Source organism: Actinomycetospora sp. TBRC 11914 (assembly GCF_012933465.1).
Taxonomy (GTDB): Bacteria; Actinomycetota; Actinomycetes; order Mycobacteriales; family Pseudonocardiaceae; genus Actinomycetospora.
Genome location: NZ_JABBND010000001.1, coordinates 186,561 through 200,708, shown reverse-complemented (window position 1 = coordinate 200,708; position 14,148 = coordinate 186,561). Strand labels below are relative to the sequence as shown.

Here is a 14,148-nt window from a genome sequence, read left to right as displayed (position 1 = left end):
CCCGCGAAGGAGAGACCATGCGAGCCACCTGTTGGACGGGCAAGCGGTCGGTGGAGGTCCGGGAGGTTCCCGACCCGACGATCCTGAACCGGCGCGACGCCATCGTGAAGATCACCTCGACCGCCATCTGCGGCTCCGACCTGCACCTCTACAACGGCTTCATCCCGACGATGCGCGAGGGCGACGTCCTCGGCCACGAGTTCATGGGCGAGGTCGTCGAGGTCGGCCCCGGGGTGGGCAACCTGGCGGTCGGGGACCGCGTGGTGGTCCCCTTCCCGATCGCCTGCGGCGTGTGCGGGGCCTGCGAGCGCGGCATGACCTCGCTGTGCGAGAACTCCAACCCCAACGCCGGCATCGCCGAGAAGCTGATGGGTCACTCGCCGGCCGCGCTGTTCGGCTACTCCCACATGCTCGGCGGCTACCCCGGCGGGCAGGCCGAGTACGCGCGGGTGCCGTTCGCCGACTTCGGGGCGCTCAAGGTGGAGTCCGACCTCCCCGACGAGAAGGTCCTGTTCCTGTCCGACATCTTCCCCACCGGGTACATGGGGGCGGAGATGGCCGAGGTCGGCCCCGGCGACGTCGTCGCCGTCTGGGGTGCCGGCCCCGTGGGGCAGTTCGCGATCGCGAGCTGTTTCCTCCGCGGCGCCGAGAGGGTCATCGCGATCGACCGCATCGACCACCGGCTGCGGCTGGCGAAGGAGACCGGGGCCGAGACGCTGGACTACGAGCAGGTGTCGGTCCCCGAGGCGCTCGCCGAGATGACCGGCGGGCGCGGGCCGGACAAGTGCATCGACGCGGTGGGGATGGAAGCCCACCACGCCGTCGGGGCGCTGCACGCCTACGACCGCACCAAGCAGGCCGTGGGGCTGGAGACCGAACGACCGCACGTCCTGCGCGAAGCGGTCACGAGCTGCGCCAACGGGGGCGTCGTGTCCGTCATCGGGGTCTACGGCGGGTTCACCGACAAGTTCCCGATGGGGTCGTTCATGAACCGCTACCTCACGATGCGCGCCGGTCAGTGCCACGTGCACCGCTACATGCCGCGGCTCCTCGAGCACGTCCGCAACGGCGACATCGATCCGTCGTTCGTGATCACCCACCGGTTGTCGCTCGACGACGCGCCGACGGGCTACCGCACCTTCCTGGACAAGGCCGACGACTGCGAGAAGGTGGTCCTCTCGCCGTAGCGCGGTGCGGCGCGGCTCGGCCCGCCCCCGCCGTTCCACGACGACCGAGGAGATGACGTGTCCAACGAATCCACGACGTTCGGCATCCGGGTGGGACCGGTCCTCATCGACGTCCCGCGCTCGATCGGCTATTTCGGCGGGGTCGGGGCCGCCGTCGCCCTCGGGATGGTCGATCCGCCGCTGGCGGCGTTCATCGCCGCGGTGCCGTTCTTCACCATGCTGACGCACCGGTCGCTGCCGGTGCCGGTCCGCGTCGTCGGGGAGGCCCTCGAAGGCGCGGCGAAGCCCGTCGGGGGCGACGACGACGGGTACGTGCAGCTGGAGGACGAGCAGCGGGAGGACGAGCGGGCCCGTGCGGTGGCCGCGAAGGTCCGCCGCGGGGACGCCGTCGACCACCCGGACGCCGCGTCCCGCCGGGTGGGCGCGGTCCGGACCCCCTCGACCGACGAGCGCGTCTGAGCCCGCCCGCCGGTGCGGTCAGGACGCCGAGGACGACGAGGACGAGGTGCGCTCTCCGGCGCCCTCGTCCTCGTCGTCCTCGCCGATCTGGTCGCGGCGCTGGCGCTCGCGGTAGCCGTACGCCGCCCGCCGGACGGCGTCCTCGCTGTCCAGCCCGGAGCCCAGGGCCCCCGCGACCGTGGCCAGACCGGTCGCCAGCCAGGCGAGCATGAGGTGGTCGCCGAGCGTGGGTGGGCGGCCGAGGTAGTAGCCGAGCACCGACGGCTCGAGGAGGAACAGGGATCCGAGCAGGGTGAGCACGAAGACCGCCGCCGACATGACCAGCACGCCGATGCTCAGCGTGATCACCGTGGAGGCGTTGAACAGGAAGGTCTCCTCGCGCTCGCCCTCGTCGCGGGCGCGCTCCCACAGGTGGTGGGCGCCGATGATCCACGCGACCATCAGCGCGACCGACATCACGGTGGTCAGGACGAGCTTGCCCGTTCCGAGACGGGTGGCCAGCAGCCAGATCGTCGAGGTGATGGTCAGGTAGGCGCTGGTCCCGAGGACCGCGGCGAGCGCGCTGCGCATGCCGACCACGAGCCGCCAGGGCTGGTTGGTGCGCACCATGCCGGCGAGCAGGCGGGCCCGGCCGCGCCACGGAGTGGTGACATAGCGCCGGGTGTGCGCGCCGTCCCGGGCCCGCAGGGCGTGGATCGGCTGCAGGTGCTCCGCCGTCGCGCGGCCGATCCGGCTCGGGTGGTGCTCCCCGCGCTCGAGCCCGGCGTCGGCGACGCCCATGAGGTCGGCGACCACCCGGACGATCGCGTGGCGCACCTTGTGGTGCTGCAGGATCGGGCCGAAACCGGGGAGCGAGAGCCCGGCGACGCAGCGGTCGTGGTCGACGTCGACCAGGATCGGCCGCTCGCCGTGCTGCATCGGGAGGTCGGTGAGGTAGATCCCGATGTCCCAGTCGGTGTGGGCGGTCTGGTCGGCCACGGCGCCGAGGACGTCCTCGGGGTCCTGCACCTCGGCGGTGACCGGGTGGGTCATGGTGCGGACGTCCCAGGTGACCCCTCGGTCGACATGCGCGGCGAGCTCGTCGGGGAGGTCCTCGGCCAGCTTCGCCGCGAGCTCCGCGGGGGTGTCCGGGTCGGCGAGCAGACCGACCACCACGGTCCGGCCGCTCGCCGCGGCGGGACGGTGTCGTTGCTCGAGGTCGGCCATGGATCCCCTTCTCGTCCGCATCTCCGCCCATCCAGGAGCGGGGCAGGGGGCATCGCGCCCCCGAGCCGCCCACCGTGGCGGAAGGACCGCACCCCCCGGACCGGCCCGTGATGGCGAAACCGGCGGGGCGATTCCGTCCTGCGGGTACGGGGCGGCGGATCAGTCCTGTTCCGGGGGACGCGGGTGGGGGAGGTCCAGGGATGCGGGATGGATCCGGACCGGGGCGCCGGGGGTGAGGGGAGGCCCGGCCGGATCCATCCCGCCACGGCCGTCGGTCGCCGGGGGGAGGCGATCGGACGGCCGGGTCGGAGGGTCCACCGCACGCGGGGTGCGCGATCGACACCCCAACGCCTCGGCGAGCGTGGCGTGGACCGGAGCGCGGGCCGCCCCGACGATCGCCTGCGGTGTGTGCGGGGAACGCACGACCCGGAGGTCGCCCCCGCGCGCCCGCACGGCCGCCGCGAGGTCGGCGACCGCCGTCACGGCGACCGGGGCCGCGGCACGGGTGGCTCGGAGGTCGAGGAGCACGAGGCTCTCGCGGTGCTGGCGGAGCGCGACGCGCCGCAGCCGGACAGCGGCCACGGACCCCGCCATGGCCTGGGTGCGCACCACGGTGCCGAAGGCCGTCTCCACGACCGACACCGAGGACCCGTCGTCGGGCACGGACGTGTCTCGGTCGGGGGCCATGGCTCGCTCTCGCGGTCGCGCGCGCCCGGCGGCAGGCACCCGACGTTGCTCGGTGGGACGACCGGAGATGAAACCGAGCACCGTGGTCGACGGTCCATCCGCCCAGGGCAACCGGCGACCGCTCGGCGACGGGCCGGCGCGGAAGTCACCTTGTCCCCGCGGGCCGGTGTGGCGGCGGCGGTGTCCGCCCGGCCGTACGGGATCGCGCGCCGGCCCTCTCCCGGTGCCGTCGTCGCGGCTATACCTCGTCGGGCGGGTGCCGGGACCGAACCGCTGTCGATCCACGACGGCGACGCACCCGCAGCGGACCGACTGGACCGGAGACGTCCTTGGGGGCATCGATGCGGGAACAACGGCGGCGCCTGGAGGCGACGCTGGGGGTGTTGGCGGAGGTGGCGTCCACCCCCGCGCGCCAGGACGAGCCGGTGATCGCGATCCGCTCGTTCGGCACGGGCCGGTTGGCGCTGGCAGTGGCCGGCACGGTCGACACCGGGGTCGTCGAGCGGCTCCGGACCCTGCTCGACGAGCGTCTGGTGCGCGAGCTGAGCGCCGTCGAGCTGGTCGTCGACCTGTCCGAGGTGCGGACCTGCGTGCCGGGTCTGGCCCGGTTGCTGGCCCGGGTCCGTACCGGCCGGCTCGCCGAAGGGTGCCGGGTGGAGCTGTGCAATCCGTCGGAAGCGCTCGCGGCCGGGCTCGACACGGCCAGCCTGACCGAGGCCTTCACCATGTACGACGCCGTCCGCGGCCGTCTCCCGGGCTGAGGCCGGCGGCCTCCGGGGCGGTCCTCACAGTGGCGGCACGTACTCCGCCGCGGGGAGGAGGGGGGGTTCGGCGATGACGGCGGCGCGGACGGCGACGTGGAGGTTGAGGCGGGTGTCGGTGTCGGTGAGGTCGTGTCCGGTGAGTTCGCGGATGCGTTGGAGGCGGTAGCGCAGGGTGGAGCGGTGGATGTGTAGGGCGGCGGCGGTGGCGTCGTAGTTGCCGCCGTGGTCGAGGTAGATCCCGAGGGTGTGGACGAGGCCGGCGCGGCGGTCGTTGTCGTAGGCGAGGAGGTGGCCGATCCAGTCCTGGACGAAGGCGCCGGCTTGGCGGCGGCCGTCGGGGGTGGCCAGGAGGCGGTAGAGGCCGAGGTCTTCGAAGGCGATCAGGCCGGTGGGGTCGGGTTGGCGGGTGCGCACGGTGAGGGCTTGCATGGCTTCGCGGTAGGAGCGGGGGAGGTGTTCGGGGCGGTCGACGTAGCCGCCGACCCCGACGGCGGGGGCGTCGTGCAGGACGTGGGTGAAGGCGTCGTGGACGAGTTGCCAGGGTGTGCCCGAGCCCGGCGCGTCGGTGGCGGAGCCGGTGCCGGTGCCGGTGCCGGGGGTGGCGGTTCCGGTGGCGGCGTGGGTGGTGGTGGTGGGTTCGCCGGTCCAGGGGGCGAGGGCGGTGCCGCTGCCGGCGAGCCAGGCGGCGGGGGGTCCGCAGACCAGGATGGCGGTCTGGCCGCGCAGGGTGCCCAGGAAGGACATGTCCAGGGTGCGGGCGGCGTGTTCCATGAGGTCGCCGACGGCTTGGTCGCCGGGCCAGCGGCCGTGGCGGGGGTGGACGGCCAGGACGCGGTGGGGGCCGGTGAGGTCGTGGCTCAACGCGGAGGCGCGGCCGATGCGGCGTTCGATCTCGGCGTCGAGGTCGTCGGGGTCGCATTCGAGCAGGACGGTTTCGACGAGGTCGTGGCGCAGGCGGAGTTCGGTGCGGGCCAGGTGGTGGCGATGCAGCAGGTGCAGCGAGAGGGCGCCGGTGGCCAGGCCGATGGCGTGCAGGGCGCCGGCGCGGGGGCTGCCGGGGCGGGCGTCGGTGTCGGGGTCTTTCTTGTCGGCGGGTTCGAGGGTGTGCTCGGGGTCCTGGACCAGGATCAGGCCGAGCAGGGTGCCGCGGGAGACCGCGAGGCTGGCCAGGCGGTCGCGGACCCGTAGTGGGCCGGCGACGCGGCGGGCGGCGTCGATGAGGTGGTCGCGTTGGGCGCGGGTCAGGCGGGGCTGGGTCGCGGCGCCGTCGGGTCCGGCCTGGGCCAGCACCCGCCCGAAGGGGTCTTCCACGGCCACTCCGAGGCCGAGGTGGTCGTGGAGGACCTCGGCGATGCCGTGCTCGGGGCTCTCGCCGACCAGTGCCTGGCTCAGCGCGGCCTGGAACCGGTACTCCCGGGCCAGCGCCCCCTCCACCTCGACACGCACCTGCCCATCACTCCACACCAGGTCGGACACAGCTGGATCGCCACCCATTGGATTGCCCCCACTACGTAGCGTAGTACTTCCAAGGTCAACGTGTACGCGCGACCTCGGCGGGCGGCAGCACCGGCAACGAAGCCCCGGACTGGACACGGGTCGCAGAACGAAGACACTGTGCACGGACGGCCACGCTGACCCCACATGCCCGACCGACCTCACCTAACCGCCACACCGGACGGCGAGATCGCGACATGACTCCACGACCGCACGAAGACCTGGTCTTCGAAAGTGATCAGCTGGGCCCCACCGAGGAGTTCCTCAGCACCCACTACGCCCCGATGCGGATCGGGTCGGGGAACCGCGGCCGCTCCCCGGCCCGGATCACCCGCGTCGCGGGCGGGAACGTCAGCGTGGACCGCCTCGAGCTCGGCTTCACCATGAGCTACGACGTCGAGCCACTCGGGAACATCTGCCTGTGCGACATCAGCGCGGGCACCGTCGACGACCACGAGGTGGACGGCGCCCAGCCGGCCGAGACCTACGGGCCGGGCCAGGTGTTCTCGTTCGCCCCGCCGGACCGTCCGTACCGGGGCCGGATCAACCACGCCCGCTACGGCATCACGATGCTCGACCCCGCCCTGCTCGGCCAGGTCGCCGCCCCGGCCGACGACCGCCACCCGGTGCGGCTGCTCGACCACCATCCGGTCACCCCGGCGGCCGGTTCCCGGCTGCGCCGGGTCATCGACCACCTCGACGGGGTGCTGGGCGACCCCGGCGCACCGCTGGTGATCGCCACCGCGGCCCAGCACCTGGCCGCCGCCGTGCTGCACACCTTCCCCAACACGGCCCTGAGCGAGCCCACCACCACCGACCGCCACGACGCCCACCCCGAGACCGTGCGTCGCGCGGTGGCGTTCATCGAGACCGACCCCGCCCGCGAGATGACCCTGACGGAGATCGCCGCCGCCGCGCACGTGACCCCGCGCGCCCTGCAGTACGCCTTCACCCGCCACCTGCAGACCACGCCGATGGCCTACCTGCGCCGGGTCCGCCTCGACGCCGCCCACCGCGACCTGCTGGACGCCGACCCCCGGGGCGATGACACCGTCACCACCGTCGCCGCCCGGTGGGGTTTCGCCCACCCGGGCCGCTTCGCCGCCGCGTACCGCGCCGCGTACGGCCGGGCACCCAGCCTGACCCTGCACGGGTGACGACGTCCCGGCGGCGGTCGGCGGGCCGGCGCCGAGGAACCGGCGGTGGCGCCGTCCCGCCGGATCAGGGGGCCCCGCGGGCGGCGAGCCACGCCGCGACGTCGTAGAGCTTGGTGTTGGTGGTCTGGGAGGCGCTCCGCAGGCGTTCGAAGGCCTCCTCCGCGTCGAGGCCGTCGTGGCGCATGAGGATCCCCTTGGCCTGTCCGATCACGTCACGCCGGACGACCGCCCGCTCCAGCTTCTCCACCCGATCGGACCGGGCCAGGGCGAGCGAGGCGTACACGGCCAACAGCTGTGCACGGCGCCGTGTCCGCAGACGGGTCGACCGGTCGCCGAGGGCGTGCTGGGTCAGGTGGAGGTTCAGCGCGGCCGCGGGCCCGGCGGTGGCGAGACGCACCGAGAGGCTGGCCCGGACACCGTGGCGCACCGCCTCCGGCACGAACCGGGGCCAGCGCGTCTCGGTGGCCGCGTCGAGGAGGACCACGGTGTCCGCGCCCGCGATCGCGTCGAGGCACGGGCCCTCCGCCATGCCGATCTGGGCGCGATCGACGGCCGCGGCCGTCTCCGTGGTGTGCGCCGCGCAGGACAGCTCGCCGGCCACGCGGACCGCGACGCCGACGTCGTGGACGCCCGGCACCACCGCCACGGCACCCTCCGCGATCCGGGGCAACGCGTCGGCCACCCGCTCGCACCCGGCGATCGCGTGGGCCGACGCCAGCAGGGCCGCCAGGAACTCGTCCTCGTCGTCGTCGTCCTCGGGCGACCACACCGTGACCGCCGTACCGTTCGCGCTCCTGGTCACCCTGCTGCCTCCGTCCGTGGTGCTCTCCGCTGCCCGGAACGGTGCCCGGTCGCCGAGCGGGCGGCATCGGCCCCGCCGGTCACACCACCCGGGCCGCGACCCGCCCGGGAGGACGGGCGTGGCTCGTTCCCCCGGGTCGCGTCCGGGGTCACCTCCCCCCGGCGGCGGGAGGGTGGCCGGGGTGGCGACGCTGCTGCGGGCCGCCCGCGTCGGCCGGGTGTCGCAGTGCCGCGTCCAGGGTGGGGAAGAGCTCGAACAACGTCTCGTCGTCGAGGAGGGCCCCCGTCACCTCGGCGGTGCCCGGATCCCGGACGACGCGGAGATCGACGTCCGCGTCGCCGGCCTCGTAGGCCAGTTCCCGGAGCGCGCCGGAGGCGGCGGCGCGGTCGACGGCCCGGACGGCCGTGAGGTCGACCACCAGCGGCTCGGCGGAGCGTGCGAGCAGCCCCCGGGCTTCGCGTCGCAGCTGCGCCGCGGCGGCCGCGTCGAGGGTGGCACCGACCCGGAGCACGCGGACACCCGCGGGTCGGTCCCCGCCGGACGTGCCCCATGGGTCGGGGGCCGGGTCGAGGTGGGGCCCCGTGAGACCGGGGTCGAGCTGGTCATCATCGGGCTTCATCGAGCAGCCTCCCGCGACCGGGCTTCGACCTGCATGATCGGTGGACGCCACGAGACGTACCGAGCAGGACGTGCCGTGGTCAATCCCCGGACGGCAATCCTCGTTCGTCCGCCGCAGGCGACCGGTTCAGCGGTCGCGCAGCGTCGCTCCGGGAGGGCGGCCGTAGACCCGGGCGTAGGCCTGGGAGAACCTGCTGACGTGGCCGAAGCCCCAGTGGTGCGCCACGGCCGCCACGGTGGTCCCGTGCGGCTCCGCGGCGCGCAGCTCGGCGTGTGCCCGCTCGAGCCGGACGAGCCGGAGGTAGTCCATCGGCGTGGTGTCCAGATGGCGTCGGAAGCCGTCGTGCAGGGTGCGGGTCGGGGTCCCGGCCAGCCGGGCGAGGGTGGTCGGCGTGAACGGCTGCGTCGGATCGCTGCGGATGGCCTCCACGGCGCGACGCACCGGTGTCCGGCTCCAGCAGTTGACCGGACGGGCCAGCGCGTCGCGCCACCGGTGCTCGGTGGCGTGGAGGAAACCGGCGACGACGGCGTCGTGGAGCGGCGCGGCGATCATCGGGTGCGACAGCACGCTCGGCGTCGTCCGGGCTTCGTCGCACAGGAGCCGGACGAGCCGGTCCCAGCGCCGGCCCGGGCCGGTGCGCAGGTCCACGTGTGGCTCGAGAACCGGATCCGGTGGCAGCGGGAGGCCGACCTGCTCCTCGAGCGCTTCGTTGACGGCGCTCCGCGTGATGCGCACGGCGTACGAGCCGTACTGGTCGCTCGTCGTCATCCCGACCGGACCGATGGGGTGGTACACCGCTCCCCAGCCCGGCGTCACCTCGACGGAGCGGCCGCGGTGGCGGGCGTGCATCGAGCCGGAGGCCGAGTAGTTGACGTAGTAGCTGTCCTCGAGGTCGGCCATGCCGATCTCGAGGCCGGCGTTGATGTGGGCCACCCCGACCGCCAGGGCACCGAGGACGACGCCGTCGAAACGGAAGTCGTATCTCGCCTTGCGGTCCAGGAGATCCATCGACGTGGTGAAGAAGTCCTTGCCCACGGCCGCCTTCGCTCCGTCGAGATCGTGCTCGCGGAACGAGAAGAACTGTGCGGGCCCCACAGACACTCGACCACCCTACCCAGCCGGCACATCGCGGAGGTCCTGGTCGACCCGCCGGACGACGCCGCCCGGTAGCCCGGACCGACGGGACCCCACGCCGCGACCAGCATCGATGTCGGGAACCGGGGTGCCCACGCCCCGAGAGGTGGAACGATCACTCAGTGCCTCGTCATGCGGGGTCGAGGCGGCATCCCGGGTTGTTCCGCCATCGTGATCTCACCGGGACGTCGATCGGGGGAGACCCGACGAGGAGCACGATCGAACCGGTCCCGCGCCCGATGCACAGCGCGCGCATGCGGTCACCGAGGACTGAGGCCGACCGTCCCGATTCATGCCCCCTTCGAGAATGGGAGACGATTGATGGCGACCAAGGCATTGCTCGTCAAGCTCGAGGCCAAGCCCGGTATGGGCGACGCCGTCCAGGAGTTCCTGCGGTCCGCGTTGCCCCTGGTCGAGGAGGAGCCCGGCACCTACCCGTGGTTCGCGGTCCGCTTCGACGACACGACCTTCGGGATCATCGACGCGTTCCCGGACGAGTCCGCCCGAGACGCGCACCTCAACGGTCCGGTGGGGAAGGCCCTCGGCGCGCGCAGCGACGAGCTCTTCGCCTCGCCCCCCGAGATCAGCCCGATCGACGTGCTCGCGAACAAGCTTTGAGCGAGGGTCTCCTCGGTCGCGTCCCGCCCACCCGGTGAGCGCACCGGTCCACGGGTCGTGGACCGGTGCGCCGGGGCACCGGGGACGTGGTGGCCGGTCAGGAACGCCGGAGGGTCGCGAGCCAGGACGAACGCCGCCGACGGCGAGGGACGCGGTCGCCCAGCGCCAGGGCCGCCCCGATCGCGACGAGCCACGCGTCCTTGGCCAGCGCGACGCCGTCGGGCGTCGGGAAGACACTGCCGGGGCGACGCATGCCCGGCGTGACCGCGTAGAGCCGCAGCAGCGCCCCTCCGAAGCCGAGCAGACCCATCCCGACGACGACGTCCGGCACGAGCGGGATCAGGAGCGCTGCCCCGAGCCCCACCTCGCCGGCGGCGAGGGCCTTCGTGAAGGTGGCCGGGTCGATCTTCCCGAGGAACGGGTAGGCGCCGCGGGCGAACCCGTGCAGCTGTTTCGCCGTGTCGTCGTCGGCGTGCCACTTGCCGATACCGGAGTCGAGGACGTAGCCGCCGGAGATCAGCCGCAGCGGGACCACCCAGGCCCGGTCGCGCAGGGCCGTCGTCGCACTCGTCATGACGTCGTCTCCTCCTCGCCGGGCACCGGCCCGGCATCCGCGGGAAGTGCCTCGTCCAGCCAGGCGCGCAGCGCGGGGATCGGCGCCGCGCCGGCCTGCCGCGCGACGACCTCGCCGTCACGCAGGACCAGCAGCGTGGGAACCGCCATGGTCTCGAAACGTCGGGCCACTCCGGGGTTGGCGTCGACGTCGACCTTCACGAGCTTGATCCGGCCGGCCCGCTCCCGGGCGAGCTGCTCCAGGGCCGGGCTCACCATGCGGCAGGGCCCGCACCACGTGGCCCACAGGTCGACCAGCACCGGCAGCGGCGCCCGCTCGGCGACCTCGGCGAAGTCGGCGTCGCCGGCGTCGGCGATCCACGGCAGGTGCCGGTGGCAGTTCCCGCACGTCGGCAGGCCGTCGCCGACGGCCGGGACACGGTTGCGCGTGCCGCAGTGGGGGCAGGTCACCACCTGGTTGCGGACGGTTCCGGCGGTCATACCGGCACCACCTCCTCGTCGGTCCGGGTGGGCGCGTCGTGGCTGACGACGAGCCGGCCGTCGCGCACGTCGACGTCGATCGTCGAGCCGTCGACCACCTCTCCCGCCACCAGCGCCCTCGCGACGCGGGTCTCCACCTCCCGGGCGATGAACCGGCGCAGGGGCCGCGCCCCGTACACCGGGTCGTAGCCCTCGCGGGCCACGAACTCCCGCGCCGCGTCGGTCACCCGCAGCCCGATGCGGCGCTCGGCCAGCCGGGCTCGCAGTTCGGTGAGCATCAGGTCCACGATCTCGGTGATCTGGTCCGGGACGAGCGGGGTGAACAGGACGGTGTCGTCGACCCGGTTGAGGAACTCGGGGCGGAAGTGCGAGCGCAGCTGGGCCATCACCAGATCGCGCGCGTCGTCGGTGAGCTCGCCGCTCGGGGTCACGCCGTCGATGAGGTACTGCGACCCGATGTTGGAGGTCATGATCACGACGGTGTTGCGGAAGTTGACGGTGCGGCCCTGCGAGTCGGTGAGGCGGCCGTCGTCGAGCACCTGCAGGAGCGTGTTGAACACGTCGGGGTGCGCCTTCTCGATCTCGTCGAACAGGACGACGGCGTAGGGCCGCCTCCGGACCGCCTCGGTGAGCTGGCCGCCCTCGTCGTGGCCGACGTAGCCGGGCGGGGCCCCGACCAGCCGCGACACCGTGTGCCGCTCCTGGTACTCGCTCATGTCGATCCGGACCATGTTCTCCTCGGAGTCGAACAGGGCCGACGCCAGCGTCCGCGCGAGCTCGGTCTTCCCGACGCCGGTGGGCCCGAGGAAGATGAACGAGCCGGTCGGACGTCGAGGGTCCTTGATCCCGGAGCGGGCCCGCAGGATCGCGTCGGACACCGCGCGGACCGCCTCGTCCTGGCCCACCACCCGACTGTGGAGGATCTTCTCCAGCCGCAGCAGCTTCTCCCGCTCACCCTCGGTGAGCTGGCTGACCGGGATGCCCGTCCAGGAGGAGACGATGTCGGCGATCTCCTCCGCGGTGACCTCCTCGCGCAGCAGGCGTCGACCACCCTGCCGCGTCGCGAGGTGCTCCTCCTCGGCGGCCAGCCGGCGTTCCAGCTCGACCAACCGCCCGTAGCGCAGCTCGGCCGCCCGGTTGAGGTCGTAGGCGCGCTCGGCCTCCTCGGCCTCGTGGCGGACCTGCTCCAGCTCCGCCCGCAGTTCCTGGACGCGCTTGATGGCCTGCCGCTCGGCCTCCCACTGGGCGCGCATCGCGTCGGCCTCGGCGCGGAGGTCGGCCAGCTCGCGACGCAGCTCCTGGAGCCGGGCGGCGCTCGCCGCGTCCGACTCCTGGGCCAGGGCCGCCTCCTCGATCTCCAGCCGGGTCACCCGACGGGTGATCTCGTCCAGCTGCGAAGGCATGGAGTCGATCTCGGTGCGGAGCCGGGCGCACGCCTCGTCGACGAGGTCGATCGCCTTGTCCGGGAGGAACCGCTCGGTCAGGTAGCGGTCGGAGAGGGTCGCGGCGGCCACGAGCGCGCCGTCCTGGATCCGTACCCCGTGGAACACCTGCAGCCGCTCGCGCAGGCCACGCAGGATCGACACGGTGTCCTCGATGGTGGGCTGGTCGACGTAGACCGGCTGGAAGCGGCGCTCCAGCGCCGCGTCGGACTCGACGTGCTTGCGGTACTCGTCGAGGGTGGTCGCGCCGATCATGTGCAGCTCGCCGCGGGCGAGCATCGGCTTGAGCATGTTGCTCGCGTCCATCGACCCCTCGGCGGCGCCGGCCCCGACGACGGTGTGCATCTCGTCGACGAACAGCAGGATCCGCCCCTCGGCGGCCTTGATCTCCGCGAGCACGGCCTGCAGCCGCTCCTCGAACTCGCCCCGGTACTTCGCGCCGGCGATGAGCAGACCCATGTCCAGCGAGAAGACCGTCCGGTCGATGAGACCCTCGGGAACGTCGCCGTGCGCGATGCGCTGCGCGAGCCCCTCGACGATCGCGGTCTTCCCCACGCCCGGATCGCCGATCAGCACGGGGTTGTTCTTGGACTTCCGGGACAGGATCTGGATCACCCGGCGGACCTCGGCGTCGCGGCCGATGACCGGGTCCATCCGGCCCGCCCTCGCGTTCGCGACGAGGTCCTGGCCGTACTTGGTGAGTGCCTCGTAGGTGCCCTCCGGGCTCGCCGAGGTGACCCGCTGGTTGCCGCGGATCGTCGTGAGCTCGGCGAGGACGCGATCCCGGGTGACTCCGTGCCGGGCCAGGATGCGGCCCGGCCCCGTCTGCCCGCCCGCGTCGGCGAGCGCGACCAGGAGGTGCTCGACGGAGACGTACTCGTCCTTGAGCCGGGCGGCCTCGCGTTCGGCCGCCTCCAGGACACGCGCCAGGGCCTGCGTGACGGAGACCTGGCCCGGGGAGGCGGCCGGGCGGGTGGTCCTGGGCTTGCGCGCCAGCGCGGCCTCGAGATCCCCACGCAGCCGGGCCACCTCGGTGCCCATCCCCGTGAGCAGGCGGGGCACCAGCCCCTCGGGCTGCTCCAGCAGGGCGAGCAGCAGGTGCTCACCGTCGACCTCGGTGTGTCCGGCCCGGGTCGCGAGGTCCTGCGCGGCGGACAACGCCTCCTGGGACCGCTGGGTGAGTCGGTTCAGGTCCATCAGCTGCTCCGTTCCCGCAGTCGGCCTTCCAGTTCCTGAATGCGGTCGAGCAGTTCGCACACCAGCCCGATCGCGGCGTAGTTGAGTCCGAGCCCGCGCCGGAGGCGCTCGATGCGGGCGATGGCGGCGAGCTGGCCCGGTGGGAACCGCGGCTCGCCGCCCGGCTCCGGCACGGTCTGCACCAGGCCGAGGGCGACGAAGCGCCGCAGCAGCTCGGGATGCACCCCGCTGCGCCGGCTGAACTCGTCCCGGGTCAACCGCCGCCGGCCCTCGGCCGTCGGCCGCCGGCGGACCGCCAGCTGGTGGACCGTCATCCCGTACCGCCTCTC

The 14,148-nt window shown here is 73.4% G+C and carries 15 protein-coding genes; 5 read left to right on the top strand and 10 right to left on the bottom strand.

Annotated elements, in window-relative coordinates:
* The first annotated feature begins 17 nt into the window (after nt 1-17).
* Complete coding sequence (locus HH311_RS00900; protein WP_169181713.1) at nt 18-1,187, top strand: zinc-dependent alcohol dehydrogenase; 1,170 nt, start codon at nt 18-20, stop codon at nt 1,185-1,187.
* Between the two features lie 57 nt (nt 1,188-1,244).
* A complete protein-coding gene (locus tag HH311_RS00895) occupies nt 1,245-1,646 on the top strand; it encodes a hypothetical protein (protein ID WP_169181712.1) in 402 nt (133 codons plus the stop codon).
* 18 nt (nt 1,647-1,664) lie between these two features.
* Here HH311_RS00895 and HH311_RS00890 read toward each other — a convergent pair whose 3' ends face one another.
* Complete coding sequence (locus HH311_RS00890) at nt 1,665-2,852, bottom strand: hypothetical protein (protein ID WP_169181711.1); 1,188 nt, start codon at nt 2,850-2,852, stop codon at nt 1,665-1,667.
* A gap of 159 nt (nt 2,853-3,011) precedes the next feature.
* The gene (locus HH311_RS00885; RefSeq protein ID WP_169181710.1) at nt 3,012-3,539 is read right to left on the bottom strand and encodes a hypothetical protein; all 528 of its coding nucleotides are present in this window, start codon (nt 3,537-3,539) and stop codon (nt 3,012-3,014) included.
* 392 nt (nt 3,540-3,931) lie between these two features.
* Between HH311_RS00885 and HH311_RS00880 the strand changes: the two genes are divergently transcribed.
* Nucleotides 3,932-4,300, top strand: coding sequence for an STAS domain-containing protein (locus tag HH311_RS00880; protein ID WP_169181709.1), 369 nt, complete (start codon nt 3,932-3,934; stop codon nt 4,298-4,300).
* Nucleotides 4,301-4,324: 24 nt separating this feature from the next.
* On the opposite strand, the gene HH311_RS00875 is transcribed toward HH311_RS00880, so the two are convergent.
* Nucleotides 4,325-5,749, bottom strand: a complete 1,425-nt coding sequence (locus tag HH311_RS00875; RefSeq protein ID WP_312029858.1) for a helix-turn-helix domain-containing protein — start codon at nt 5,747-5,749, stop codon at nt 4,325-4,327.
* 245 nt (nt 5,750-5,994) lie between these two features.
* On the opposite strand from HH311_RS00875, the gene HH311_RS00870 reads away from it, so the two are divergent.
* The gene (locus HH311_RS00870; RefSeq protein ID WP_169181707.1) at nt 5,995-6,954 is read left to right on the top strand and encodes a helix-turn-helix transcriptional regulator; all 960 of its coding nucleotides are present in this window, start codon (nt 5,995-5,997) and stop codon (nt 6,952-6,954) included.
* 64 nt (nt 6,955-7,018) lie between these two features.
* On the opposite strand, the gene HH311_RS33010 is transcribed toward HH311_RS00870, so the two are convergent.
* The 3 genes from HH311_RS33010 to HH311_RS33005 form a co-directional block, all read right to left on the bottom strand.
* Entirely contained in the window at nt 7,019-7,756 is a 738-nt protein-coding gene (locus tag HH311_RS33010) for an ANTAR domain-containing protein (protein WP_169181706.1), read from the bottom strand.
* Between the two features lie 148 nt (nt 7,757-7,904).
* Nucleotides 7,905-8,375: an STAS domain-containing protein gene (locus tag HH311_RS00860; RefSeq protein ID WP_169181705.1), complete on the bottom strand. Its 471-nt coding sequence runs from the start codon at nt 8,373-8,375 to the stop codon at nt 7,905-7,907.
* A gap of 126 nt (nt 8,376-8,501) precedes the next feature.
* Nucleotides 8,502-9,476: an AraC family transcriptional regulator gene (locus HH311_RS33005; protein WP_169181704.1), complete on the bottom strand. Its 975-nt coding sequence runs from the start codon at nt 9,474-9,476 to the stop codon at nt 8,502-8,504.
* A gap of 354 nt (nt 9,477-9,830) precedes the next feature.
* Here HH311_RS33005 and HH311_RS00850 point away from each other — a divergent pair, with 354 nt between their 5' ends.
* Complete coding sequence (locus HH311_RS00850; RefSeq protein WP_169181703.1) at nt 9,831-10,127, top strand: putative quinol monooxygenase; 297 nt, start codon at nt 9,831-9,833, stop codon at nt 10,125-10,127.
* Between the two features lie 97 nt (nt 10,128-10,224).
* Here the strand turns inward: HH311_RS00850 and HH311_RS00845 are convergent, their stop codons facing one another.
* The 4 genes from HH311_RS00845 to HH311_RS00830 are packed head-to-tail and all read right to left on the bottom strand — an operon-like array spanning nt 10,225 to nt 14,133.
* Complete coding sequence (locus HH311_RS00845) at nt 10,225-10,701, bottom strand: hypothetical protein (RefSeq protein WP_169181702.1); 477 nt, start codon at nt 10,699-10,701, stop codon at nt 10,225-10,227.
* Complete coding sequence (trxA, locus tag HH311_RS00840) at nt 10,698-11,180, bottom strand: thioredoxin (RefSeq protein ID WP_169181701.1); 483 nt, start codon at nt 11,178-11,180, stop codon at nt 10,698-10,700. The genes HH311_RS00845 and trxA overlap by 4 nt, the downstream gene beginning before the upstream one ends.
* On the bottom strand, nt 11,177-13,819 hold the full coding sequence (clpB, locus tag HH311_RS00835; protein ID WP_169181700.1) for an ATP-dependent chaperone ClpB: 2,643 nt from the start codon (nt 13,817-13,819) through the stop codon (nt 11,177-11,179). Before clpB ends, trxA begins: the two co-directional genes overlap by 4 nt.
* Complete coding sequence (locus HH311_RS00830; RefSeq protein ID WP_169182568.1) at nt 13,819-14,133, bottom strand: chaperone modulator CbpM; 315 nt, start codon at nt 14,131-14,133, stop codon at nt 13,819-13,821. The genes clpB and HH311_RS00830 overlap by 1 nt, the downstream gene beginning before the upstream one ends.
* Nucleotides 14,134-14,148: the final 15 nt, after the last annotated feature.

What these genes read in the sequence shown, in the direction of transcription:
- HH311_RS00860 (WP_169181705.1), bottom strand. Translation starts at nt 8,375, where the DNA reads ATGAAGCCCGATGATGACCAGCTCGACCCCGGTCTCACGGGGCCCCAC.
- HH311_RS00830 (WP_169182568.1), bottom strand. Translation starts at nt 14,133, where the DNA reads ATGACGGTCCACCAGCTGGCGGTCCGCCGGCGGCCGACGGCCGAGGGC.
- HH311_RS00900 (WP_169181713.1), top strand. Translation starts at nt 18, where the DNA reads ATGCGAGCCACCTGTTGGACGGGCAAGCGGTCGGTGGAGGTCCGGGAG.
- HH311_RS00870 (WP_169181707.1), top strand. Translation starts at nt 5,995, where the DNA reads ATGACTCCACGACCGCACGAAGACCTGGTCTTCGAAAGTGATCAGCTG.
- HH311_RS00885 (WP_169181710.1), bottom strand. Translation starts at nt 3,539, where the DNA reads ATGGCCCCCGACCGAGACACGTCCGTGCCCGACGACGGGTCCTCGGTG.
- HH311_RS00890 (WP_169181711.1), bottom strand. Translation starts at nt 2,852, where the DNA reads ATGGCCGACCTCGAGCAACGACACCGTCCCGCCGCGGCGAGCGGCCGG.
- HH311_RS00845 (WP_169181702.1), bottom strand. Translation starts at nt 10,701, where the DNA reads ATGACGAGTGCGACGACGGCCCTGCGCGACCGGGCCTGGGTGGTCCCG.
- clpB (WP_169181700.1), bottom strand. Translation starts at nt 13,819, where the DNA reads ATGGACCTGAACCGACTCACCCAGCGGTCCCAGGAGGCGTTGTCCGCC.
- HH311_RS00850 (WP_169181703.1), top strand. Translation starts at nt 9,831, where the DNA reads ATGGCGACCAAGGCATTGCTCGTCAAGCTCGAGGCCAAGCCCGGTATG.
- trxA (WP_169181701.1), bottom strand. Translation starts at nt 11,180, where the DNA reads ATGACCGCCGGAACCGTCCGCAACCAGGTGGTGACCTGCCCCCACTGC.